The organism is Arthrobacter sp. GW460-12-1-14-TSB2 (assembly GCF_059423525.1).
Window position 1 is genome coordinate 74,981 of record NZ_JBWKYC010000005.1, and the last position, 22,889, is coordinate 97,869.

Annotated in this window: 19 protein-coding genes; 12 read left to right on the forward strand and 7 right to left on the reverse strand. The window is 66.7% G+C overall.

Annotated elements, in window-relative coordinates:
- Positions 1-58 precede the first annotated feature (58 nt).
- The 7 genes from topA (at position 59) to proC (ending at position 8,531) form a co-directional block, all read left to right on the forward strand.
- Positions 59-2,788, forward strand: a complete 2,730-nt coding sequence (gene topA / locus AC07YR_RS09130; RefSeq protein WP_055804920.1) for a type I DNA topoisomerase — start codon at positions 59-61, stop codon at positions 2,786-2,788.
- Between the two features lie 124 nt (positions 2,789-2,912).
- Entirely contained in the window at positions 2,913-3,362 is a 450-nt protein-coding gene (locus tag AC07YR_RS09135; protein ID WP_494733769.1) for an SseB family protein, read from the forward strand.
- An 82-nt stretch (positions 3,363-3,444) separates the two neighbouring features.
- Entirely contained in the window at positions 3,445-4,554 is a 1,110-nt protein-coding gene (locus AC07YR_RS09140) for a Ppx/GppA phosphatase family protein (protein WP_494733770.1), read from the forward strand.
- 1 nt (position 4,555) lies between these two features.
- Positions 4,556-5,392, forward strand: coding sequence for a sugar phosphate isomerase/epimerase family protein (locus AC07YR_RS09145; protein WP_055804912.1), 837 nt, complete (start codon positions 4,556-4,558; stop codon positions 5,390-5,392).
- 121 nt (positions 5,393-5,513) lie between these two features.
- Positions 5,514-5,855, forward strand: a complete 342-nt coding sequence (locus tag AC07YR_RS09150; protein WP_494733771.1) for a YciI family protein — start codon at positions 5,514-5,516, stop codon at positions 5,853-5,855.
- Between the two features lie 95 nt (positions 5,856-5,950).
- Complete coding sequence (locus AC07YR_RS09155; RefSeq protein WP_494733840.1) at positions 5,951-7,207, forward strand: RNA polymerase sigma factor; 1,257 nt, start codon at positions 5,951-5,953, stop codon at positions 7,205-7,207.
- Positions 7,208-7,697: 490 nt separating this feature from the next.
- Positions 7,698-8,531, forward strand: a complete 834-nt coding sequence (gene proC / locus AC07YR_RS09160) for a pyrroline-5-carboxylate reductase (RefSeq protein ID WP_436058537.1) — start codon at positions 7,698-7,700, stop codon at positions 8,529-8,531.
- 54 nt (positions 8,532-8,585) lie between these two features.
- On the opposite strand, the gene AC07YR_RS09165 is transcribed toward proC, so the two are convergent.
- Together AC07YR_RS09165 and AC07YR_RS09170 are read right to left on the reverse strand one after the other, a co-directional pair.
- Positions 8,586-9,272: a potassium channel family protein gene (locus tag AC07YR_RS09165; protein ID WP_043437835.1), complete on the reverse strand. Its 687-nt coding sequence runs from the start codon at positions 9,270-9,272 to the stop codon at positions 8,586-8,588.
- Positions 9,265-10,698 carry a TrkH family potassium uptake protein gene (locus AC07YR_RS09170; RefSeq protein ID WP_436058536.1) on the reverse strand — a complete coding sequence of 478 codons (1,434 nt, stop codon included), beginning with the start codon at positions 10,696-10,698 and terminating at the stop codon, positions 9,265-9,267. The genes AC07YR_RS09165 and AC07YR_RS09170 overlap by 8 nt, the downstream gene beginning before the upstream one ends.
- Before the next feature lie 104 nt (positions 10,699-10,802).
- Here AC07YR_RS09170 and AC07YR_RS09175 point away from each other — a divergent pair, with 104 nt between their 5' ends.
- Complete coding sequence (locus AC07YR_RS09175) at positions 10,803-12,026, forward strand: acetoin utilization protein AcuC (protein WP_494733772.1); 1,224 nt, start codon at positions 10,803-10,805, stop codon at positions 12,024-12,026.
- 16 nt (positions 12,027-12,042) lie between these two features.
- Here AC07YR_RS09175 and AC07YR_RS09180 read toward each other — a convergent pair whose 3' ends face one another.
- Positions 12,043-12,534 carry a hypothetical protein gene (locus AC07YR_RS09180; RefSeq protein ID WP_436059359.1) on the reverse strand — a complete coding sequence of 164 codons (492 nt, stop codon included), beginning with the start codon at positions 12,532-12,534 and terminating at the stop codon, positions 12,043-12,045.
- A gap of 155 nt (positions 12,535-12,689) precedes the next feature.
- On the opposite strand from AC07YR_RS09180, the gene AC07YR_RS09185 reads away from it, so the two are divergent.
- Positions 12,690-13,250, forward strand: a complete 561-nt coding sequence (locus AC07YR_RS09185) for an ArsR/SmtB family transcription factor (protein ID WP_436058534.1) — start codon at positions 12,690-12,692, stop codon at positions 13,248-13,250.
- 101 nt (positions 13,251-13,351) lie between these two features.
- On the opposite strand, the gene AC07YR_RS09190 is transcribed toward AC07YR_RS09185, so the two are convergent.
- Entirely contained in the window at positions 13,352-14,728 is a 1,377-nt protein-coding gene (locus AC07YR_RS09190) for an alpha-hydroxy acid oxidase (protein ID WP_436058533.1), read from the reverse strand.
- Positions 14,729-14,821: 93 nt separating this feature from the next.
- Between AC07YR_RS09190 and AC07YR_RS09195 the strand changes: the two genes are divergently transcribed.
- Complete coding sequence (locus tag AC07YR_RS09195) at positions 14,822-15,529, forward strand: FadR/GntR family transcriptional regulator (protein WP_494733773.1); 708 nt, start codon at positions 14,822-14,824, stop codon at positions 15,527-15,529.
- Positions 15,530-15,543: 14 nt separating this feature from the next.
- Here AC07YR_RS09195 and AC07YR_RS09200 read toward each other — a convergent pair whose 3' ends face one another.
- Both AC07YR_RS09200 and AC07YR_RS09205 read right to left on the reverse strand, forming a co-directional pair.
- On the reverse strand, positions 15,544-18,042 hold the full coding sequence (locus AC07YR_RS09200) for a beta-glucosidase family protein (protein WP_494733774.1): 2,499 nt from the start codon (positions 18,040-18,042) through the stop codon (positions 15,544-15,546).
- Complete coding sequence (locus tag AC07YR_RS09205; RefSeq protein WP_235506077.1) at positions 18,043-19,380, reverse strand: MFS transporter; 1,338 nt, start codon at positions 19,378-19,380, stop codon at positions 18,043-18,045.
- A 109-nt stretch (positions 19,381-19,489) separates the two neighbouring features.
- Between AC07YR_RS09205 and AC07YR_RS09210 the strand changes: the two genes are divergently transcribed.
- Positions 19,490-20,080, forward strand: a complete 591-nt coding sequence (locus AC07YR_RS09210; RefSeq protein WP_055804879.1) for a TetR/AcrR family transcriptional regulator — start codon at positions 19,490-19,492, stop codon at positions 20,078-20,080.
- Between the two features lie 79 nt (positions 20,081-20,159).
- On the opposite strand, the gene AC07YR_RS09215 is transcribed toward AC07YR_RS09210, so the two are convergent.
- Positions 20,160-21,188, reverse strand: coding sequence for a LacI family DNA-binding transcriptional regulator (locus AC07YR_RS09215; protein ID WP_494733775.1), 1,029 nt, complete (start codon positions 21,186-21,188; stop codon positions 20,160-20,162).
- A 206-nt stretch (positions 21,189-21,394) separates the two neighbouring features.
- On the opposite strand from AC07YR_RS09215, the gene AC07YR_RS09220 reads away from it, so the two are divergent.
- A complete protein-coding gene (locus AC07YR_RS09220) occupies positions 21,395-22,864 on the forward strand; it encodes a Gfo/Idh/MocA family protein (protein WP_494733776.1) in 1,470 nt (489 codons plus the stop codon).
- The last annotated feature ends 25 nt before the right edge of the window (positions 22,865-22,889 follow it).

The window sequence follows — 22,889 nt, forward strand, 5'->3', positions numbered from 1 at the left end:
GTGAACTAGGCGAGTATGGGCTCATCTGCCCGAGCCAACCTTTTTCTGTAGGAGCACCGTGCCAAGCAAGGCCAAAACCGGCAAAAAACTCGTGATCGTGGAGTCTCCGGCCAAGAGCAAGACCATCGCCAAGTACCTGGGCGAGGGCTTCATCGTGGAGGCCTCCATCGGTCACATCCGTGATCTGCCGCAGCCTTCGGAGCTCCCCGCCGAACTCAAGAAGACCTCCATTGGCAAGTTCGCCGTCGACATCGAAAACGACTTCAAGCCGTACTACGTGGTGTCCGCGGACAAGAAGAAGAAGGTGTCTGAGCTCAAAGCAGCGCTCAAGGACGCCGACGAACTTTACCTCGCAACCGATGGGGACCGCGAGGGCGAGGCCATCGCGTGGCACCTGCTGGAAGTGCTCAAGCCCAAAGTGCCGGTGTACCGGATGACGTTCGGCGAAATCACCAAGGAAGCCATCCAGCGCGCCATGGGCAATCTGCGCGACGTCGACCAGGACCTCGTGGATGCGCAGGAAACACGCCGCGTGCTGGACCGCCTGTACGGCTACGAAATTTCCCCGGTGCTGTGGCGCAAGGTGGCCCGCGGCCTGTCAGCCGGCCGCGTCCAGTCCGTGGTCACCCGCATGGTGGTGGACCGTGAACGGGAACGCATGGCGTTCAAGGCAGCGTCCTACTGGGACCTCACGGGCCAGTTCGGCGCCGGCTCCGGTTCCTTCAAAGCAAAGCTGGCGGCCGTTGACGGCGCCAAGGTGGCCAGCGGCCGTGATTTTAACGACGACGGCGAACTCACCTCCCGCAACGTCGCGCACCTGAACGAGGAACTCGCCACGTCCCTCGCGGCGGGCCTGCAGACCGCCGAATTCCGTGTCCGCTCCGTCGACACCAAGCCGTACACCCGCCGTCCGGCCGCTCCCTTCACCACCTCCACGCTGCAGCAGGAAGCCGGGCGCAAGCTGCGGTTCTCCTCCAAGAGCACGATGCAGGTGGCCCAGCGCCTCTACGAAAACGGCTACATCACCTATATGCGTACGGACTCGTCCGCGCTGAGTGACGAAGCTGTGACGGCCGCCCGGCGCCAGGCTTCCGAACTCTACGGCCCGGAGTACGTGCCGCAGTCGCCCCGGGTCTACACCGGCAAGGCAGCCAACGCGCAGGAAGCCCACGAGGCTATCCGCCCCGCCGGTGACTCCTTCCGCACCCCGGCGCAGGTGGCCAAGCAGCTTTCGGGTGACGAATTCCGGCTCTACGAGCTCATCTGGAAGCGCACCGTCGCCTCCCAGATGGGCGACGCCAAGGGCTCCACGGCCACCATCCGCCTCGGCGCGGTGGCAGCGGACGGCCGGGATGCCGAGTTCTCCGCCTCCGGCACGGTCATCACGTTCCCCGGCTTCCTGGCAGCCTACGAGGAAGGCAAGGACGAAAGCCGCGGCGACGACGATTCCGAGGAAGCCCGCCGCCTGCCCAACGTGGCCAAGGATGATGCACTCACCGCCTCGGACATCGTTGCCGTTGGCCACGAGACCTCGCCGCCGCCGCGCTACACGGAAGCCTCCCTGACGGCAGAGCTGGAAAAGAAAGGCATCGGACGCCCGTCCACCTATGCCTCCACCATTTCCACCATCCAGGACCGCGGCTACGTGCGGAAGCAGGGCTCCGCGCTGGTCCCGAGCTGGATCGCCTTCTCCGTGATCCGGTTGCTCGAACAGCATTTCCATGACTACGTGGACTACGAGTTCACCGCGGACATGGAAGGCGACCTGGACAAGATCGCCAACGGCCAGGCCGTGGGCGCCGCCTGGCTCAAGCACTTCTACTACGGCGAAGACTCCGACCCCGGTCTGCTGAGCATCGTGAACAACCTGGGCGAAATCGACGCCAAGGAAATCAACTCCGTGCCGATCGCCGAGGGCATCACCCTTCGCGTGGGCAAGTTCGGCCCGTACCTGGAAAGCTCAATCCCCACGGTCGACCCAAAGACCGGCGAGGTGGTCGAGTCTGCCCGTGCCAACGTCCCCGAGGACCTGGCTCCGGATGAGCTGACGGCCGCCAAAGCCAAGGAATTGATGGAGACGGCCGCGCCGGAGGAACGTGTCCTGGGCGATGACCCGCACACCGGTCACACCGTGGTGGCCAAGAACGGCCGCTATGGCGCGTACGTTACGGAAGTCATTCCGGAAATGACGGACGAGCAACTGGCCAACCAGCCGGTGGAGTACTACAAGAACGGCAAGCCCAAGCCGCCGAAGAAGCCCGTCAAGGCCAAGCCGCGCACCGGTTCGCTGTTCGCCTCGATGAGCGTGGACACGGTCAGCCTGGAAGAGGCCCTGCAGCTCATGAGCCTGCCGCGCGTACTCGGCGAGGACGCCGAAGGCAACGTCATCACCGTGCAGAACGGCCGCTTCGGCCCGTACCTGAAGAAGGGCACGGACTCGCGGTCCATCGGCTCCGAAGAGGAAATCTTCACCATCACGCTGGAACAGGCGCTGGAGATCTACTCCCAGCCCAAGCAGAGGGGCGCCCGCGCCGCCGTGCCGCCGCTCGCCGAGTTCGGCCCGGACCCGGTGTCCGAGAAGAACATCGTGGTCAAGGAAGGCCGCTTCGGCCCGTACATCACCGATGGCATCACCAACATCACCGTTCCGCGTTCCACCTCGCTGGAGGAATTGACGCGCGAGCAGGCTGTGGAACTCCTGGCAGAGAAGCGCGCCAAGGGCCCGGCCAAGCGTCCCGCCGCCGCACGCAAGGCCCCGGCCAAGAAGAAGGCCGTCGCCAAGAAGTAGAGTGGCCCCGTGCTCGCTGAATTCGCCGGAAGCGTGCGAAATCGCCGGAATTTTCCGGCGATTTCGCAGCTGTCCGGCGAATTCGCGTTTGCGCCCCGCCCGGGAAACGTGGTCGAGTAGAGACATGACTGAACAGCCTGCACCCGCGGAAATCCAGCCCCTGAACGACCTTGAAGAGAAGCTCGCCACAGGTGACCACCCGGATGCCAACCCGGTGGACGTCATCCTGTCGTTCCTCAACAACGAGGTCTACATCATCAGCTCCGATGCGCTTGAAGGCGAAGACGCGCAGGTGGAACCACTGGTGCTGTCCAACGCCGAGGGAAAGCCCGTACTTGCCGTTTTCTCGCACCCGAGCCGGGTGGACCAGCAGTTCCTCGACGCGGCCCCCAACGTTCTTGGCACCCAGGGAGCCGCCATCATCGGCAACCTCGGCGATGAGCTCGGTATGGTGATCAATCCGGGCAGCGCCTTCGGCTTTGAAATCGACCCCGAGGGCGTCGCCAACATCCGCCGCGACTTCAAGCGGGCCGACCAGCCTTCAACGGAGTCCGCCGAAGCAGCAGCCGAGTAGCAGCCGCTTCTAATCCCGACGCAGACAGGCAAGCCGCCGACGCAGTTGCGCCGGCGGCTTGCTATCGGTGAATAATGGCAGAATGCGTCTTGGCGTCCTCGACATAGGATCAAACACCGTCCACCTGCTCCTGGTTGATGCGCATCCCGGTGCTCGACCGGTGCCCTTTGCCTCGCACAAACGCCCGCTGTCGCTCGTGCAGTTCCTCGACGCCGAGGGAAACATCAACGACGCCGGCCAGCACGAACTCATCGAATTCGTGCTGGAAGCGTGGGAGTTCGCTGCCAAGCACAAAGCCCAGGACCTGCTGGCATTCTGTACCTCGGCCATCCGCGAAGCCACCAACGGGCCGGGCGTGCTGGCCAGGGTCAAGCACGAAACCACCGTGACGCTCCAGGAACTCACCGGCAGCGAAGAAGCGTCCATGACGTTCTTTGCCGTCCGGCGCTGGTACGGCTGGGGCGCCGGACCCATCCTGAACCTCGACATCGGTGGCGGCTCCTTCGAAATGGCAATGGGCCAGGATGAGCTGCCGGAACTGGCCACGTCCGTGCCGCTGGGAGCGAGCCGCCTCACCCGCGACTGGCTGCACGAGGACCCGCCCACGGCGAAAAGCGTCAAGGAGCTCCGGCGCTACATCCGGGCCACCCTGAAACCCGCTGTAAAAAGCTTCAATGAGCTGGGCAGGGCCAACGTCGTGGCCGGGACATCCAAAACCTTCCGTTCCCTAGCGCGCATAGCCGGTGCGGCCCCGAGCGTCGCCGGACCGTACGTCAAGCGCGAACTGGGCGCCACGGACCTCGGCATCTGGGCACAGCGGATATCGGCCATGAAGACCGAGGACAGGCTGCACCTCCCCGGTGTGTCCGAAGCCCGCGCCAACCAGCTCTTGGCGGGAGCACTCGTGGCCGAGGCCGCCCTGGAACTCTTCGAATTCAAGAAGGTGAAGATCTGCCCGTGGGCGCTGCGTGAAGGACTGATCCTCCGCAGGCTGGACCAGCTGATTTTCGAGGGTCCCCTGGAACCCGCATCCCCCGTAGCGCTGCCGCCGGTAGCGGCAGCCCCGGGCCCGGCTGCCGCAACCGCCCCCATAACCGCCCTCGCCCCAATAACCGCCCCGGCCCCCGCCACTGTAGCCGCCGCGGCTGCCGCAGGGGCCCCGGCCGGCGCGGCCGGCGGTAGGGCCGACTGAGATGAGCGCCGGCGTCGAACGTTCCCCTGACGAAAAGCGTGTGATCCCGGTGGCGCTGTCCAGCGCGTCCGTCTACCCGCTCAGCGTGCACGACGCCTTCGCCGTGGCGCAGGACCTCGGCTTTGACGGCGTTGAAGTGATGGTCACCAACAACACGACCAGCCAAAGCCCGCACTCCCTCCTGGAGCTCAGCCACCGCTACCGGCAGCCGATCGTCTCCATCCATGCGCCCACGCTGCTGCTGACCCAGAAAGTCTGGGGTTCGGCGTGGAACAAGATCGAAATGTCCTGCCGGATGGCCCGCGAGGTGGGCTGCGGCACCGTGGTGGTTCATCCGCCGTTCCGCTGGCAAAACAACTACGCGGAGAATTTCCCGGCCGGCATCCGGCAGCTCGCCGACATGTACCAAGTACGGATCGCCGTCGAAAACATGTACCCGTGGCGCGTGCGCGGGCGGGAGACGGTCGCCTACCTGCCGCACTGGGACCCGTTGGGGCAGGATTACGACGACGTCACCTGGGACTTCTCGCACGCCGCCACCGCGGGGGCCAACAGCGTTGAGGCGATCAAAGCCCTCGGCAGCAAGCTCAGGCATATCCACCTCACGGACGGGTCCGGCTCCGGGCGGGACGAGCACCTCATTCCCGGGCGCGGCAACCAGGGCTGCGCCGAAGCGCTGCAGCACCTGGCAAGTAACGGATTCGACGGCGTGGTGGTGGCGGAAATCTCCACCCGACGGGCGAAGTTCGCGGGGGAGCGCGAAGAGTGGCTGAACGAAACCCTGACGTTCGCACGCCAGCATCTCAGCCACCCGCTGGTCGCTGCGCGGGAGGCCTAGCCGCACTTTCCACAGGTTTTCTCAAAAAGGAAGCGGGATGTGTCGATACGGGCGGCGGCCGTTCGTGTAGAGGGTGAGACGCCGGCACCAGGCCGGCCGGATCCGCAAGGAGGAAAACCAAATGTCACAGTACCTGCTCAGCATCTACCAGCCCGACGGTCCCGTGCCGGACGCGGAGATCCTGGAGCCCATCATGCGCGAGCTGGGGACCCTCAACGAGGAGATGAATGCGGCCGGCGCCTGGGTGTTCGCTGCCGGCCTGTATCCGGCGGACACCGCCACAGTCCTGCGACCGCAGGGGGACGACGTGCTCATCACCGACGGCCCCTTCACGGAAGGCAAGGAGCACCTGGGCGGCTTCACCGTCGTTGACGTGGACGACCTCGACGCTGCACTCGGCTGGGCCCGCAGGCTGGCAAAGATCGTGACCCTGCCGGTCGAAGTCCGCCCTTTCCAGCATTAGGCGTTCGGACGCTTCCGATGACGGGACACGATTCCGGGACCGGTGCGGGGGGTCCCGGTCCGGGGGATCCCGGCCTCGCGGATCCCGCCGTCGCGATGGCACGGATCTTCCGCCGGGAGTACGGCCGCGCCGTGGCAGTCCTGGTCCGGGTATTCGGCAACATTGACATCGCCGAGGACGCCGTCCAGGACGCGTTCACCGCGGCCGTGCAGCACTGGCCGTCCGCGGGCATCCCGCCCAGCCCGGCCGGGTGGATCATCACTACTGCCCGCAACAGGGCCATTGACCGGCTCCGGCGTGACGCCGCCCGCGACGACAAATACGCCCAGGCGGCGCTGCTTCACGCCCGGGGCGGGGGCGCCTCGGCAGCGGCGCCCGAAGACCTGCTGCTGGATGAACTGGGAGGGGAGGCCGGAGTGAACGACGACACGCTGCGGCTGATCTTCACCTGCTGCCACCCCGCCCTCGGAACGCCGGCACGCGTGGCATTGACGCTTCGCCTCTTGGGCGGGCTAAGCACCGCGGAGATTGCCCGCGCCTTCATGGTGCCGGAAACGACCATGGCCCAGCGGCTGGTCCGGGCCAAGGCCAAAATCCGTGACGCCCGGATTCCCTACCGCGTTCCCCGCGGCGCGGAACTGCCGGAGCGGCTGACGGCCGTGCTCGCCGTCGTCTACCTCATCTTCAACGAGGGTTACAGCGCCAGCTCCGGCGAGGCACTGGTCCGGGACGAGCTTTGCGCGGAGGCCGTCAGGCTGGCCCGGGTCCTGGTTTCACTGATGCCGGACGAACCCGAAGCACAGGGGCTGCTGGCGCTACTGCTGCTGATTGGATCGCGGCGCGCAGCCAGAATGACGCCCGACGGCGGCACAGTACTGTTGGCGGACCAGGACCGGGCGCTGTGGGATCAGGACCTGATCCTCGAAGGCCAGGCCATTGTGCGCCGGTGCCTCCGCCTGAACCGGCCGGGACCGTACCAGCTGCAGGCCGCCATCAACGCGGTCCACAGCGACTCCGCGTCGGCCGGTGCGACGGACTGGGACCAGATCCTGCGGCTGTACGATCAGCTGCTGCAGGCGTCGCCCGGTCCGGTGGTGGCCCTCAACCGGGCGGTGGCTGTTGCCGAAGTGCACGGCCCCGCCGCGGCCCTCGAGCTGGTTGATGGGCTGGACCTTGGAGGCTACGGCGTATTCCACTCGGTGCGTGCGGACCTCCTCCGGAGCCTGGGCACCTACTCCGAAGCCAGGCAGGAATACCAGAAGGCGCTTGCCCTGGCCGGAAACGCGGCGGAGCGCCGGTTCCTTGGCGGCCGGCTGCTTGAACTACCCGCGGCTGACCTGCCGTTGTCCTGAACGCGTCCGTTCCGGGCGCAAAGCACCGGTAAACGACAAAAGCCCCGGTTAAGAGAGAAAGCGCCGGACGGTCCTGCCGAAGGAATTGGGGGAACCCTTCCGCAGCCGCCCGGCGCCGCGCCGGTTCCGAAGAACCGGCTGTCATCACTCGCACCTGTGAGGCACTTTCCAAGCTAGCGACCCAGTTTGGGTGTTTCAGGAATTTTCCCTGTGCGTTGGCTGGCAATATGCACCGGCAGGGCCTGAGGGCCGGGCCGGGAGTCAGGACTTAAAAGAGAAGCACCGGCGGCCCTTGCAGGAAAATGGGGGAAACCTGCTGCAGACCACCGGTGCCAGGCAAACATCCCCATGCTTGCCTCATCACTCGCACCCTCAATGAGGTAATAACTACGTTATGGGTCCACTTTGTGAAGAAGCTGCGGCCATCATGTGAGCGAGCTGTGAATAGGGCCGGATGCGACAAAGCGCGGCGAACTGCCATGATGGACCAATGAGCAACCGAATCGCATTCCTTGGCTGTGGATCCATGAACGAGGCCGTCATGAGCGGCATGCTGGAGGCCGGAACGGATCCCGCGGATGTCGTGGCCACCGTCCGGCGCGCAGAGCGTGCCGCCGAACTTGCCCAGCGGCACCCCGGCATTACGGCCATAGCCGGCGAAGAGGAGCCGGAGAACAACATGCAGGCGGCCACCGGCTCCGACGTCGTAATCCTTGGCGTCAAGCCTGTGGGAATTGCCGACCTCGCGAGGGAAATCAGCGGTGCGTTGTCCCCGAAAACCATCGTGATCAGTGTGGCAGCCGCGGTGTCCATCGCGCAGCTCGAAGCTGCGCTGCCGGCCGGCCAGCCCGTGATCCGCACCATGCCGAACACGCCTGCCAAACTCGGGCGCGGTGTCGTGTCCGTCTCGCCCGGAACCAACTGCTCGGCCGAACAGCTGCAACTGGCCAAGGACATCCTCAAAGGTGCCGGGACCGTCGTGGAGGTGCCCGAAGAGCAGGTGGATGCACTGTCCGCCATCAGCGGTTCGGGGCCGGCCTACGTGTTCTACCTGGCCGAGGCGATGGCGGCGGCCGGCGTCGAACTGGGGCTGGATCCGGAGCTCTCACTCCTGCTGGCACGGGAAACGGTTGCGGGAGGCGGCCTGATGCTGGCTGAGCCCGGCGCGGATCCCACCGCACTGCGGAAGGCCGTGACCAGCCCGAACGGCACCACCGAGCGCGCCATTGCCACGTTCGACGAGCGCGGCCTGCCATCGATCATCGCCGACGGCGCCCGCGCCGCGGCCGCCCGGGCAGCCGAAATCACCCAGCAACTCGGTTAGCCGCCTCGGCCGGGGCCGCCGCACAAACCCTGCACCGGTTACGGGCGGGACCGCTTACGGGCGGGCGGCGAACCGTTCCAGCAGGTCCACGTGGCCGGACACGATCAGCATGTCCCGCGATGACACTTTGGTCTCCGGGCGGGCGTATGTGAAGTCCTCGCCCGGGGTCTTCACGCCCACAATGGTCACGCCGTACTTGGAACGGACCTTGGATTCCTCGAGGGTAAACCCGACAGTCTCCCGCGGCGGATACATCTTCACGATCGCGTAGTCGTCGTCGAACTCGATGAAGTCCAGCATCCGTCCGGACACCAGGTGCGCGGCACGGACGCCGGCGTCGGCCTCCGGGTAGATCACGTGGTTGGCGCCGATCCGGGTCAGGATCTTGCCATGGGACGGGGTGATCGCCTTGACCCAGAGGTGCTGGATCCCGAGGTCCACAAGGTTCACGGTGATCAGCACCGAGGACTCGATGGAGGTGCCCACCCCCACCACGGCGGAGCTGAACTCCTGCGCGCCGAGCTGCCGCAGGGCGTCGATGTTGGTGGCGTCGGCCTCGACGACGTGCGTGAGCACGGGGGCCCATTTCTGCACCAGGTTGCGGTCGCGTTCGATCGCCAGGACCTCGCGTCCCTGTTTGACCAGCTGTTCGGCGGTGGATGAGCCGAAGCGGCCCAGTCCAATCACCAGCACGGGGGCGTTGTGGGCGGGGCGATTTACGGCGCCTGAGGAATCAGCCAATGATGGGCCTCTCTTCCGGGTAGTGGTACAGCTGGCTGCGCTGGCGCAGGGCCAGCGCAGCGGCGAGGGTCACGGTGCCCACGCGTCCGGCAAACATCAGCGCGGACAGGACATAAACGCCCGACGGCGGCAGCTCGGCACTGAGGTTCGTGCTGAGGCCCACGGTGGCGAAGGCTGAGATGGTTTCGAAGAGCACCCGGTCCAGGGACGCCCCGCTGATGTGCAGCAGCATGAAGGCTGAGACGGAGACAAGCGTCGCGCCAGCGACGATCACCGAGATGGCCACCCGCATGGTTCCCTGCGGGATGGTGCGGCCGTAAACCTTCACGTCGGCGTCGCCGCGGGCCTCGGCCACGATGGCCAGGAACATGACGGCGATGGTGGTCACCTTGATGCCGCCGGCCGTTGAGGCCGAACCGCCGCCGGCGAACATCAGGGCATCGGTGAGGAGCATGGTGGTGGATTCCATGTGGTTCTGGTCCACCAGGTTGAAGCCGCCGGACCGGGTCATCACGGAGGCGAACAGCGAGTGGGTGATTTTGTCGCCGATGTCCATGGAACCGATGGTCCGCATGTTCTCCCACTCCATGAGCCCCCACAGCACCGTTCCGGCCGCCAGGAGGATGAACGACACCTGGATGGTCAGCTTGGTGTGCAGGTTCCATTTCTTCCAGTTCAGCCCGTTCTGCTGCAGCACCATCACCACGGGAAAACCCAGGCTGCCCAGGAAGACGCCGAGCATCAGCGGGACCAGGATCCAGAGATCGGTCTCGTACGGGACGATGCCATCCGAGTGCGGCGTGAAACCGGCGTTGTTGAAGGCTGAGATCGCATAGAAGACGCCATGCCACACCGACTGGCCGAAGCTCTCTCCCAGCGCCAGGAAGCGGGGGACCAGGGCAACGGCGAGGGCAGCCTCAATGACCACGGAGGTGGTGATGACGATCCGCAGCAGGGTGCCCACTTCGCCAAGGCGGCCGGCGTTGTTCATGGCTTCCTGGGCAATCAGCTTGCCTCGGACGCCTAGCTTCTTGCTGACCATCAGCGCCAGCAGCGAGGCCAGCGTCAGCGTGCCCAGGCCGCCGACGAAAATGCCGATCAGGATGACCAGCTGGCCAAAGAAGGACCAGTGCACCGCGGTGGAAACGACGGTCAGGCCGGTGACGCAGACCGCGGACACCGCGGTGAAGAGAGCCTGGTGCAGGGGAGTGAAATCGCCGGAGGCGGAGGACGCCGGCAGGGACAGAAGCCCTGTGAACAAGATGATGACGACACCGAACGCGGTCAGCGCCAGCCGTGCCGGCGACGTGTTGGCGATGTTGTCGATAAAGTCGCGGATACCCGTGAAAATCCACAGGCCCTCACGCTCCGGCATGCCGGGATGCCAGTTAGCCGGGCTCTGGGACCTCGGCTGGCTTTGCGTCATGTGCGGCTTTTCCTCGGTTGAATCGGCTTCCTTCAGTAGTAAACCACTATATTCCGCGCGATGACCGGGAAATCCGGGTGCCCGGCTCAGGTAGCCTGTCCTTGATGACATTCCTGCCCGGACTCACGCAGCCCGCACTGCCAACGATGGTGGTGTGGGACATGGCCATGACTGCCTACAACTTCGGCCACGGGCACCCGATGGCCCCCGAACGCATGGAGCTGACCGCCCGCCTGGCCCGCAGCCTGGGCCTGCTGGACCTGGGACACGTCACCGTGGCCGCCCCGGACGTGGCCGGCGACGACGAACTGTGCACCGTCCACAGTCCCGAATTCGTGGCTGCGGTCCGCCGCGTCAGCTCAAACCCGGAGGTCCCCGACCTTGAACGGGGCCTCGGGACGGAAGACGACCCCGCGTTTCCCGGCATGCACGAGGCCAGCGCGCGGCTTGCCGGCGGCTCACTGCTGGCTGCCCGTGCCATCCTGGACGGCAGCGCAGTCAGGGCCGTCAATTTCGGCGGCGGCATGCATCACGCCTCCCGTGAACGCGCCAGCGGTTTTTGCATCTATAACGATGCGGCCCTGGCGATCCAGAAACTGCTCGACGGCGGTGTGCAGCGCGTCGCATATATCGACGTCGACGCACACCACGGCGACGGGACACAGAGCATCTTCTGGGATGACCCCCGGGTCCTCACCATTTCACTGCACGAGACCGGCCTGACCCTGTTCCCCGGGACGGGCTTCGCGAACGAGATCGGCGGCCCCAACGCGGAAGGCAGCGCGGTGAACGTGGCCCTGCCAGCCGGCACCGGCGACGCCGGCTGGCTCCGGGCATTCCACGCGGTGGTGCCGCAACTGATCGGTGTCTTCGAGCCCGAGGTGATTGTGAGCCAGCACGGCTGCGACTCGCACCGGCTGGATCCACTGACGCACCTCAACATCAGCGTGGACGGCCAGCGTGAAGCGGCCACCGCCGTCGGGAATCTCGCTGCCCGCTACTGCGACAACCGGTGGATTGCCACCGGCGGGGGCGGCTACAACGTGATCACCGTGGTGCCGCGGTCCTGGAGCCACCTGATTGCCATCGCGGCCGGCCGTCCGGTGCCGCTCCGCACCCCCGTCCCGGCCGACTGGCGGCAGTACGTCCAGGAGAAGTACGGGGCCGTTTACGGCGTGCCGGCGCCCGAATTCATGGGCGACGACGTGGACGTGTGGTGGCGTTCGTGGGAGGTGGGCTTCGATCCCAACGACGAAGTGGACCGCACCGTGATGGCCACGCGCAAGGAAGTGTTCCCGCTGTACGGACTGGATCCCTGGTTCGACTAGCGCTGGCCTGTCTAGGCTAGGAAATCGGCTTCTCGGTCTGGAACACCACCCCGGCGGCCCCGATGAGCCAGCCCAGCAAGGACAGCGCGAAGGCGCCGATCAAGTCGGTGGACGCTGTTCCCTTCACCAGCCAGAGCAGCAACACCAGCAGCCCCACGGCCAGGTACACCACCACTGCGGCCACGATCCGGCCGGACAGGCGGGCAGTGACCTCGGCCGGGTTGAAGGAGACGGCATCCGCGTCGCCCGGCGCAAGGTCGCGGCGGACCTCTTCGTCGCGGCGCACCTCGGCGATGGTGAATCCGAGGGCCGACGCCGTCAGCGAGCTCAGCGAGGTGGCCAGCACGCCCGCCGCGGTGACCAGGGCACCGTTCAGTGGCGGCGCAACCGTCCTGCCGTCCGGCACCCAGAACCCGACGCGCAGCAGCACGGAGCCCCAGACCGCCACGAACAGGCCCAAAAACACGAACGCGATGATGTTGAACAGCTGCTGGCGGAGGAAATCCATTGCCACCCACCCCTCATGTTTGAGCGGCTGCAGCCGGACAGCCCCGGGCAGCCGTGAGTCCGTTCTAGCACCGGCGCCGGTACAGGGCAATGGCGGTCGTGCGCGGGACGAAATAGTGGATGCCATCCGGCGTATATGTCGCTAGGGTGGATCACATGGTGACAGACGACGTATTTGCCGTCATTGCTGAGGCAACCCGGCGTGACATTCTGGTCTCCCTCCGCTCGGGGGACAAAGCAGTGGGGGAACTGGTAGAGGAACTGGACGCCAGCCAGCCCACCATTTCCAAGCATTTGAAGGTACTCCGCGAGGCCGACCTCGTCAGCATGCGCGCCCAGGGCCAGAAGCGTTACTACGCGCTGAACCCCAAGCCCCTTGCCGGCGTCGCCGATTGGCTGGGGACGTTCGACGTCGGGCCGCGCGCCGCCGCCGTCGTCAGCTCCCCGGCCGCCCAGATCCTGGAGGTAAAGACGGAGCAGACCGCGGAAACCGCGGCGCCGGCGCCGGTGCCGGCTGCTGCTGGCACCGCCCGACCGGCCGCTGCGGCGGTGTCCGCGGCCTCGGAAGGCGGCCAGCTGAGCCCGGCCGTTGCGATCCCCGTGGCCACGGCCGGGGATGACACCGTCCCGCAGCAGATCGGCCGCACCGTGGGCCGGGCCGCCACGAAGGCCGCCGACCTCATCGCGAACCTGCCCAAGTTCGGCCGCAAGAAGTAGCCCGGCCCCACCCAACTGACTAGCAGTTAACGCTGTGAAAACGCGTTTTGGGAGCGTTAACTGCCAGTCAGTTGGGTGGGTTTCCGAAAACGGGACCCGGCCTACTTGCCGAGGATCCGCACGTGGTCCGGGGTCAGCTCGGAGAGCTTGCTGACGCCCAGCAGTGCCATGGTGCGGGTCATGTCCTTTTCCAGGATCTGGATGGCACGGTCCACGCCGGCCCGGCCGCCGGCCATGAGGCCGTACAGGTAGGCGCGGCCGATCAGCGTGAAGTCGGCGCCCAGTGCAAGCGCGGCAATTATGTCCGCGCCGCTCATGATGCCGGTGTCCAGGATGATTGCGGCGTCCGAGTTGTCCCTGGTGAACGCTTCCTTGACGTCCGGCAGCAGGTGGAACGGGATGGGCGCACGGTCCAGCTGGCGGCCGCCGTGATTGGAGAGCACGACGCCGTCGGCTCCGTGGTCCACCACCTTGCGGGCGTCCTCGACGGTCTGGATGCCCTTCACCACCAGCTTGCCCTTCCAGGTTTCGCGCAGCCAGTCCAGGTCCTCGAACGTCAGGGTGGGATCGAACATGGAGTTGATCAGGTCGGCCACCGTGCCGGTGTAGCGGGAGAGCGACGCGAAGGTCAGCGGCTCGTGGGTGAGGAAGTTGAACCACCAGGCCGGGCGGTAGGACGCATCCAGCACGGTCTTCAGCGTCAGCGCCGGCGGAATGGTCATGCCGTTGCGGACGTCGCGGAGGCGGGCGCCGGCGACGGCGGTATCCACGGTGACCATCAGGGTGTCGTTTCCTGCCTTGGCGGCGCGCTCGATGAGTTCGAGGGAGCGGTCGCGGTCCGTCCACAGGTACAGCTGGAACCAGTTCCGGCCGTTCGGCGCGGCCTCGGCAACGTCCTCGATGGACGCGGTGCCCATGGTGGAGAGCGTGTAGGGGATCCCGGCGGCCTCGGCGGCCTGGGACCCGGCGTATTCGCCTTCGGACTGCATCATCCGGGTGAAGCCCGTGGGCGCGATACCGACGGGCAGGCGCGACGGCTTGCCCAGGATGTCGGTGCTCAGGTCGATACTGGAGACATTCCGGAGGATGCCCGGCCGGAATTCAATGTCCAGGAAGGCCTCACGGGCACGGCGCAGGGTGATCTCGGCTTCGGCTGCGCCGTCGGTGTAGTCGAAGGGAGCCTGCGGGGTGCGGCGCTTGGCCATGTCCCGCAGTTCCCAGATGGTGCTGGCGCGCTGCAGCTTCGCGGCGCGGCTGAACTCCGGCTTCTTGAACTGCATCAGCGGCGCGAGGTCCGAGTATTTAGGCACGCGGCGCTTGAGGGCTGCCGGGACCGCGGCTGAGGCCTTGGCTACTGCGCCGTTCAATGCGCCGGACAGGGAGGTGCCCGCTGGCGCGGCGGCGCCAGCGGCCGGCGCATCCGATGTTTCGGGGGCCGGGGTGGTCTCGGGGTTGTTGGGCTGGATGGTGTGCGTCATTGCTGCCTCCGGGGCATCGGGCTGTGGTGGTGGCTCTGTGGTCTAACCACACTCTAAAGGATGTGGTCCAACCACATCAAGTACCATTGGCCCATGCGTACTCATCAATTGGTCCTGCAATGGATCGAGAACCAGCTTTCCAGCGGCGAACTGGCCCTGGGCGGCCGGCTGCCGGCGGAGCGGACGCTGGCCGAACAGCTGCAGGTCTCGCGCACCTCCGTCCGTGAAGCCATCCGCATTCTGGAAGCCATGGGGGTAGTCCGGGCAGGCGTGGGATCCGGTCCCGACGCCGGCACCGTGGTCATCGCGGACCCGACGGCGGCGCTCGGCTCGGCGCTGCGCCTCCATGTGGCCACCTCGCACCTGCCGGTCGCGGACATTGTGCAGACCCGCGTCCTGCTTGAGTCCTGGGCTGTTGCCCGGGCCCGTAGGGACTCTCCGGCCCTGGCGGAAGCCGCCTCACTGCTCGAAAAGATGGACGCCTGCCCGGACACCGATGAGTTCCTGGCCCTTGACGTCCGTTTCCACCTTGCCCTCGCTGAGGCCGCGGGCAACGCCGTGGTCAGCGCCATGATGGGCTCCCTCCGGGAAGCGATCCAAAGCTATGCCGGCAAACTCACAGCGAACCTTCCCGATTGGGACGCCACCGCCGCACGGCTCCGCGCCGAACACCGCGACATCCTCGCCGCCATTAACAACCACGACGGCGGCAGGGCGGCCGGGCTCGTGGCGGCCCATATCGAGGGGTATTACAAAGAAGCCGGGCTGGGCCCGAAGGATTCGGATCCAGCCCGGCTTTAGCCATGAGCGATGGCTTAGCGCAGTTCGATCTCCAGCGTCTGGAAGTCATCGGCAGAGTGCCGTCCCACCAGCAGGCGGAACGTGCCCCGCTCGAACTGCCAGCCGCCGTCGTAATGCCCGAAGGCCTTTGCCGGAATACGGACCTCAACGCTGTCCGTTCCCGCCGGCGCCAGGTGCGTTCCGGCGTAGCCGGCGAGCCAGCGGACCGGTCGCTCCACGGCAGACTCTGCACGGTCGAGGTACACCTGCACCACTTCGCGGCCGGTGCGTGTGCCGGTGTTCCGGACCGGGACGTGCAGCACAACGTCCTGGCCGGCGCTCACGTACTGGGGCGCGTGGGCGGTGCCCAGCTCAAAGGTGGTGTAGCCCAGGCCGAAGCCGAACGGCAGCGCCGGAGCGGCGCCACCCGCGGCTTCCTGCTTGAGCCACGCCCGGTATCCGATGTGGATCCCCTCGGAGTAGACCACCTTGCCGTCCACCGGCGTGGTGTTGAGGACGGGGACATCCGCCAGCGCGGCCGGCCAGGTGGTGGGCAGGCGGCCGCCCGGCTCCTCCGCACCCAGCAGGATGTCGGCGATGGCCGTGCCGAATTCCTGGCCGCCAAACCAGCCCAGCAGCACGGCGCCCACCTTGTCCAGCCACGGCATGAGCACGGGCGAACCGGAGTTCACCACCACCACCGTGCGCGGGTTCACGGCGGCCACGGCTTCCACCAGCTGGTTCTGCAGGCCGGGGAGGTCCAGGTCCTTGCGGTCGAAACCTTCGGATTCGATGGCCGCGTTGGTGCCAACCACCACAACGGCGACGTCGGCTGCCCGTGCGGCTTCCACGGCGGCGTCGATCTCCGACTGCGGGTCCGCCACCACGGTTTCCTCACCGAGCAGGATGGCGGTGAAGGGGATGACCTGCTGCGCGGGCAGCTGGTATTCGGCCTCGATCCGGACGCTCTGGCCGGCGGCTGTTTCGATGGCATGGACGGTCTTGGGCGGATCGAACAGGGCGGCGCCGAGGACGTCGGTGTCGTCTTCGAGCTCGCTGTTGAACACCTCGGCTCCGTCAAGCACGAGCCGGATCTGGCCCACGGTGCCGACGCCCAGGTGGTGGACGCCCGCCGTTTCGGCAGTCCAGTCGGCCTCCATCCGGATGGAGGCGGCGCCGTCGGGAATTCCGATGCCGAACCAGATCAGGTGCGAGGCGAGGCGGTCTTCGCCGGAGATCTCGGTGCCGTCAGGGGCAAGGAACGTCACGCGGATTCCGGGCACTCCGGACACGGGGTTGCGGAGCGAGGTGCGGGGGAAGGCCTGGAGGCCCTCGGCCACCTTGGCGCCGCGGACATAGCTGACCTTGACGTCGTCGGGCAGTGCCTTGCGGAGGCCCTGCAGGGGCGAGACGTTGTACTTGGGCATCACGGTGGCGCTGCCGCCGCCCTGCGTGCGTGCTTCTTCGGCGTTGTGGCCGATGACCGCCACGCTGCCGAGCTTCGTGGCGTCGAGCGGAAGGATTCCGCCTTCGTTGCGGACCAGCACTGCGCCGCGGACAGCCACTTCACGGGCGACGGCGGCGCCGTTCAGCTGGGCGGGGAGCTCGGTCACCGCAGGCGCGAATCCTTCGAGTGAGCCGACGCGCGCCGCCAGCCGCAGGATCCGGGTGACCTTTTCCACGATGGCGTCGCGGCTGACACGGCCGTCCTTGACGGCGGCCAGCAGCTTGGGGCCCCAGTGGCCCACGGGTCCCGGCATTTCCAGGTCCTGGTGGGCGTTGGCCGCATCCACCGAGCGGACTCCGGTCCAGTCCGAGACCACGACGCCGTTGAAACCCCATTCCGTGGACAGCGGGGTTTCGAGCAGCTTGTTTTCACTCGCCGTGGTGCCGTTGATGGAGTTGTAGGAGCTCATCACCAGCCATGCGCGGGCTTCTGTGATGGCGTCTTCGAAGGCCGCCAGGTAGAGCTCGCGCAGCGGACGTTCGTCAACTACCGAGTCGGCGGTGAAGCGGTCCGTCTCGGCCTCGTTGGCCAGGTAATGCTTGGGGGTGGCGCCTACACCCATGGACTGCACGCCGGCAACATACCCGGCGGCCATGGTTGCGGTCAGCCGCGGATCCTCGCTCATGCATTCGAAGTGCCGGCCGCCCAGCGGGGAGCGGTGCAGGTTGATGGTGGGTCCGAGGACGGCGTGCACGCCCTTGCGGCGCGCCTCCTGGCCGAGGACCTGGCCGTAGCGGCGCGCCGTTTCGACGCTCCAGGTGGCGGACAAAGCGGACGACGACGGCAGGGAGACGGAGTCGTGGCGCTCGTCGAAGTCTTCACCGCGGACGCCGGCGGGGCCGTCCGACATCACCACGCGGCTCAGGCCGATTTCCGGAATGGCGTGGGTGGACCAGACGTCCGCGCCGGTCAGTAGCTGTACCTGCTGTTCGAGGGTGAGGCTTTGGGCGAGTTCGCGGATCCGGGCCTCGGCGTCCGGGGAATCCGACGCCGGGGCGAGCACGGCCGGTGAAAGTGCGGGGTTCATTTACTTGACTCCTTTGATGCGGATGACGAGGACGGCGCCGATGATGCCGATGGCCGCACCGCCGAGGAACAGTGCGGGGTAGCCGCCGAAGGCAATGACAGGGAAGGCGACGGCGGGCACAAGGGACTGGGGGAGTGCCTGGGCGATGTTGAAGACACCGAAGGTCTTGGCGTTGTCGCCCTGGCTGCCGGGCAGGAGGTCGGTGATGAGGGCGACGTCCACGGCACTGAAGCAACCAAGGCCCAGTCCTGCGATCGCCTGGCCCACTAGGACCTGGCCGGTGGTGCTGCTGGTGGCAATGACAATCAGGCCCACCATCATGATCAGGGCGGAGATGATCACCATGCCTTTGCGCTTGCCGATGCGGTCGCTGATCCAGCCGCCGGCGAGGCTCGTGGCGACCGTGCCGGCGGAACTGACCAGGGTGGCCTGGAACACCAGGCTGGTGACCTGGGTTTCAGCCACGTGCAGGTGGTCCGTGAAGAAGTACGGCAGGTAGAGCAGGCCGGCGCAGTAGCCGATGTAGACCATGAACTTGGTGAGCCACGCCCAGCCCAGTCCTGGGTAGGTGCGGGGGTTGAAGTAGAACGAGCCCAGGATCTCCTTGAGGTTCAGCGGGGCGGGCTTTTCCGTCAGCACGCGGTCCTTGAAGGTGAATGCGAAAGCAATGGCCACTGCGGTGCCGACGATTCCGGGCACCACGGCCATCTGCAGCGCGTTATCGAACATTTGCGCGAAGAAGGCGGCGGCGACCAGGCCGATCGGAAGGGTCATGCCGATCAGGCCGGAGAGGCGCCCGCGTTCAGCCGGGGCTGCCTGGTCCGGAAGCGTGGCGACGAGTGCTGCGAGGGCGGCGTTGAAGCCGAGCTGGGCGATGACCCAGGCAACCAGCACGCCGGCAACACCCGTGGCTGAACCCAGCAGGAACAAGGAAGCGAGCCCCAGGAGGGAGCCGCCGACGATCCAGGGTTTGCGCATGCCGAACCGTGACGTGGTGCGGTCGCTCAGCCTGCCGAAGAACGGGTTGGCGAGCAGGGCAACCAGGGCGCCGACGCCGGCCACGAGGCTCAGTGCCCCGGCGCGGGTGTCCGGCGTGGTGATTTCCGAGACCTTGATGGCCAGGACTACCAGGGCCGGTGCCAGCACCGCCATCCAGAGCCCCGCGCTGGCGATGGGCATGCCGATGACGTAGGCGCGCGGGGCCTTGGTCTGTGCCGCTGCGGGCGCCGCGCCAGAGGCGGTGGTGCTCGAAGCGGCGGTGCTTGTTGAAGTACTGCTGATGGGTGTTCCGCCGGCCGGAGAAGCCTCGGAATCCTGGGGAATGGTCTTGACGGCCACATTGCCTCCTGACGAAAAGTGACCCTCCGTTGGGTCCTGAGAACGATGGTAGCGACAAAAACCAAGTGTGACTAGATTTTCAACGAAAAAAGTGAAATACACTGACTCAATGTCTACGTCGAAGCCACGCGGCCAGTACGCAAAGGGAGCGGAACGCCGCGAACAGATCATCCAGACGGCCACCGATGTTTTTGCCACCGAAGGCTTCGAAGGGACGGCGCTCAAGCGCGTAGCGGAGCTGGTGGGGGTCAAGGAGGCTACCCTGTTCCACTACTTCCGGGGCAAGCAGGAGCTGCTGACGGCGGTGCTGGCGGAGCGGGACCGGCGGAGCCTGGCCATCAGCGACCACGAGGAGGTGGGCTTGCGGCTGATGGCGCCGATCGCTGAGCGCAACCGCAAGGAGCCGGGACTCACCACGCTCTATGCCGTGGCTTCGGCGACGGCGAATGATCCGGGGCATGACTCGCACCCCTATTTCCAGGAACGCTATGCCCAGGTGGTGGCGGAGCTGGCCGAGGATATCGGCCGGCGCCAGGCCGCCGGTGAAGTGCGCGCGGACGTGTCCGCCACGATGCTGGCCCGGCTGGTGGTGGCAGCCTTCGACGGCCTCCAGCTGCAGTGGCTCTACGACAAGAGCGTGGACATGGCGGACGGCCTGACGCAGCTCGTCGACGTGCTGCTGGCACCGCCCGGAGCCTAGGTGCCCCCGCTGGCACCGCCCGGGCCGGCGCCTAGGCAAGCGGGTTAGGCGGAACTCGCCCGAGTCGGGGCTGGGCGGTTTAGGCGGTCCCGGGTGCGGCTCCCGAGCTGCTGCGGACCTCGAGCTTTGGCTCGAACACCGTGGGCCCCCCGGCGGCTTCGTCGGAGGATATGTTGCGGATCAGGTCCCGCATCCGGTGCCACGCCTGCTGGCCAAGCTCGGTGATGGGAACCGCCGCCGTCGTAAGCGTTGGGGTGGTGTAGCGGGCAAACGGAATGTCGTCGAAGCCGGTGACGGACATGTCTTCAGGGACCCGGATGCCGCGCTCGTGGAGTCCGCTCAGCAGACCCATGGCCACGAGGTCGTTGAAGGCCAGGATGCCCGTGGCGCCGCTTGCCAGGACGGCATCCACTGACTGGTGCCCCGCCTCAAAGGTGGAGCCGCCGTCGAGCATTTGCAGTTCAATCCCCGGGTGGGCCGCCGTGAACTTTGCCAGGCCCGCGAGGCGCAGGCCGTTCGACGCGCTTCGGGCCGGGCCGGCCAGGAAGGCGAGCCGGGTATGGCCCAGGCCCACGAGGTGCTCGGCCAGTTCCTGGATGCCCTGGCCGTAGTCCACCATGAGGCTCGGCGTATGGGTGTCCACCGTGGTGCGGTTGATCAGCACCATGGGCTGGAGCGACGGCGCCAGCTCTTCCAGTTCGGCGTCGGCCATGCGCGGTGCGCACAAGACCAGGCCGTCGCAGCGTCGGCGCGCCTCGCCGGCGAGGATGGCTTCCTCGCTGGACACTTCGGAGGAATCAGCGATCAGGACGCGGTAGCCATCCTGTGCGGCCGCCATGCTGAGGCCGCGGAGGATGGCCTGGAACGTGGGGTTGGAGAGGTCCGGCACCACGATCCCGATGGTGTCTGTCTTGCCCAGCGCCAGGCTGCGGCCCACCGGGTTTGGCTGGTAGTTCAGCTCGGTTGCGGCCGCCCGGACCCGCTCGGCGATGGTGGGGTCAACCGTGAAGTTGCCGTTCATGACACGCGACACGGTGGCGTGCGAAACGCCGGCCTTGAGGGCGACGTCGGCAATGCCGATTCGCCGGGTGGTGGCTCTCCTGCCCAATGCTGCCCCTTTCCGGGCTTCTCCGACTCCTGCCGGTTTTGTCTTCCCGTTCAGGCCTCCCCGTTCGGGGGATGGTTGACGGGACCGCCAGAGTCTTGATACAAAGCTTATAACGCTCCGAGAAAACGCTTTCTCATAATTCTCACCGCACCACTACCGGCCGTCAAGCGGCCAGCGTTCCTGCCTTCCGAAAGGGTTACACCGCAATGGGCAACACCGCCAACACCGTCACTCCGGGCAGCACCGTCGCAGCCGACGACACCACAGCCAGCGACACAACAGCCGACGCAGCCGCCGGCTACGGCTCCGCCAGCCCTGTCCGCAAAGCCCGCATCGCGCTGATCGGCACGGGCGGCCGGTCCGAAATGTACATCCGTGCCATCCTCGGCAAGCACTCGGACACCGCCGAACTGGTGGCCTTCTCCGACGTGAACCCCGGCCGCGTGGAGTTCTACCAGAAGCTCATCCAGGAACTCGGCGCTCCCGGTCCCGTCGCGGCTTTCGATCCCGCCGATCTGACCGCTTTCATCCGGGACAACGGCATTGACCGCGTCGTGGTGACCACGCCGGACTACACCCACGCCGACTACATCGTGGAAGGCCTCGAGGCCGGTGCCGACGTCGTCGTCGAAAAGCCCCTGACCATCGACGCCGAGGGCTGCCGCCGGATCACCAGGGCCGTGGAAGAGACTGGCCGCAACGTGGTGGTCACCTTCAACTACCGGTACTCGCCACGCAACAGCGCCCTGAAGGAAATCATCCAGAGCGGCGTGATCGGCAAGGTCACGTCCATCGACTTCAGCTGGGTCCTGGACACCGTGCACGGCGCGGACTATTTCCGCCGCTGGCACCGCGAAAAGAAGAACTCCGGGGGACTGCTGATCCACAAAGCCTCCCACCACTTCGATCTGGTCAACTGGTGGATCGACGACGTTCCCGAGCGCGTTTTCGCCTCGGGCGGACTGAAGTTTTACGGCGACAAGAACGCCGCCGAGCGCGGCCTGGGGCCCCGTCCGGAGCGTGGAACGCCCGACGCCGGCGGGCAGGCTTCCGCCAAGAAGGACCCCTTTGCGCTGGACCTGCGCGAAGACGAACGCCTCAAGGCACTGTTCCTGGACAACGAGCACTACGACGGCTACCGCCGCGACCAGGACGTCTTCACCGGCGGCATCACCATCGAAGACAACCTTGCCCTCGTCGTGGAGTACCAGGGCGGCCCGCGCCTGAGCTACTCCCTGAACGCACACAGCCCGTGGGAAGGCTACCGCGTGTCGGTCAACGGCACCGAGGGCCGGGCCGAACTCGAAGTGGTGGAACGCGCAGCAGTTGTGCACAGCACCGACAAGAAGACCGTGGTGGACCCCTCCGCGACGCCGGTCGAAGAGGACGACGCGGTCCGCCGCAACGGCGAACGACTCGTGGTCCAGCGGCACTGGGAGGCGGCCTATGAAGTGCCGATCGTCAACGGTGAAGGAGGCCACGGCGGCGGCGACGAACTCCTGCTCTCCGACCTCTTCAACGGCCCCGGCGAGGACCCGCTGGGCCGCCCATCCGGCTACCTCGACGGCCTCCGCTCCGTGTCCGTAGGCATTGCCGGCAATGCCTCCCTGGAATCCGGGCTGCCGGTCCGCACCGCGGACCTGGACCTCGGAGCCGACCTTCGCCGCGGCGCCTAGCCCGCGGCCTGAAATCCTAAAGGAA

Excerpts from the sequence above, each read along its gene's own strand:
- AC07YR_RS09135 (WP_494733769.1), top strand. The coding sequence starts at position 2,913 with ATGACTGAACAGCCTGCACCCGCGGAAATCCAGCCCCTGAACGACCTT.
- AC07YR_RS09140 (WP_494733770.1), top strand. The coding sequence starts at position 3,445 with ATGCGTCTTGGCGTCCTCGACATAGGATCAAACACCGTCCACCTGCTC.
- AC07YR_RS09145 (WP_055804912.1), top strand. The coding sequence starts at position 4,556 with ATGAGCGCCGGCGTCGAACGTTCCCCTGACGAAAAGCGTGTGATCCCG.
- AC07YR_RS09150 (WP_494733771.1), top strand. The coding sequence starts at position 5,514 with ATGTCACAGTACCTGCTCAGCATCTACCAGCCCGACGGTCCCGTGCCG.
- AC07YR_RS09155 (WP_494733840.1), top strand. The coding sequence starts at position 5,951 with ATGGCACGGATCTTCCGCCGGGAGTACGGCCGCGCCGTGGCAGTCCTG.
- proC (WP_436058537.1), top strand. The coding sequence starts at position 7,698 with ATGAGCAACCGAATCGCATTCCTTGGCTGTGGATCCATGAACGAGGCC.
- AC07YR_RS09170 (WP_436058536.1), bottom strand. The coding sequence starts at position 10,698 with ATGACGCAAAGCCAGCCGAGGTCCCAGAGCCCGGCTAACTGGCATCCC.
- AC07YR_RS09175 (WP_494733772.1), top strand. The coding sequence starts at position 10,803 with ATGACATTCCTGCCCGGACTCACGCAGCCCGCACTGCCAACGATGGTG.
- AC07YR_RS09180 (WP_436059359.1), bottom strand. The coding sequence starts at position 12,534 with ATGGATTTCCTCCGCCAGCAGCTGTTCAACATCATCGCGTTCGTGTTT.
- AC07YR_RS09185 (WP_436058534.1), top strand. The coding sequence starts at position 12,690 with ATGGTGACAGACGACGTATTTGCCGTCATTGCTGAGGCAACCCGGCGT.
- AC07YR_RS09190 (WP_436058533.1), bottom strand. The coding sequence starts at position 14,728 with ATGACGCACACCATCCAGCCCAACAACCCCGAGACCACCCCGGCCCCC.
- AC07YR_RS09195 (WP_494733773.1), top strand. The coding sequence starts at position 14,822 with ATGCGTACTCATCAATTGGTCCTGCAATGGATCGAGAACCAGCTTTCC.
- AC07YR_RS09200 (WP_494733774.1), bottom strand. The coding sequence starts at position 18,042 with ATGAACCCCGCACTTTCACCGGCCGTGCTCGCCCCGGCGTCGGATTCC.
- AC07YR_RS09210 (WP_055804879.1), top strand. The coding sequence starts at position 19,490 with ATGTCTACGTCGAAGCCACGCGGCCAGTACGCAAAGGGAGCGGAACGC.
- AC07YR_RS09220 (WP_494733776.1), top strand. The coding sequence starts at position 21,395 with ATGGGCAACACCGCCAACACCGTCACTCCGGGCAGCACCGTCGCAGCC.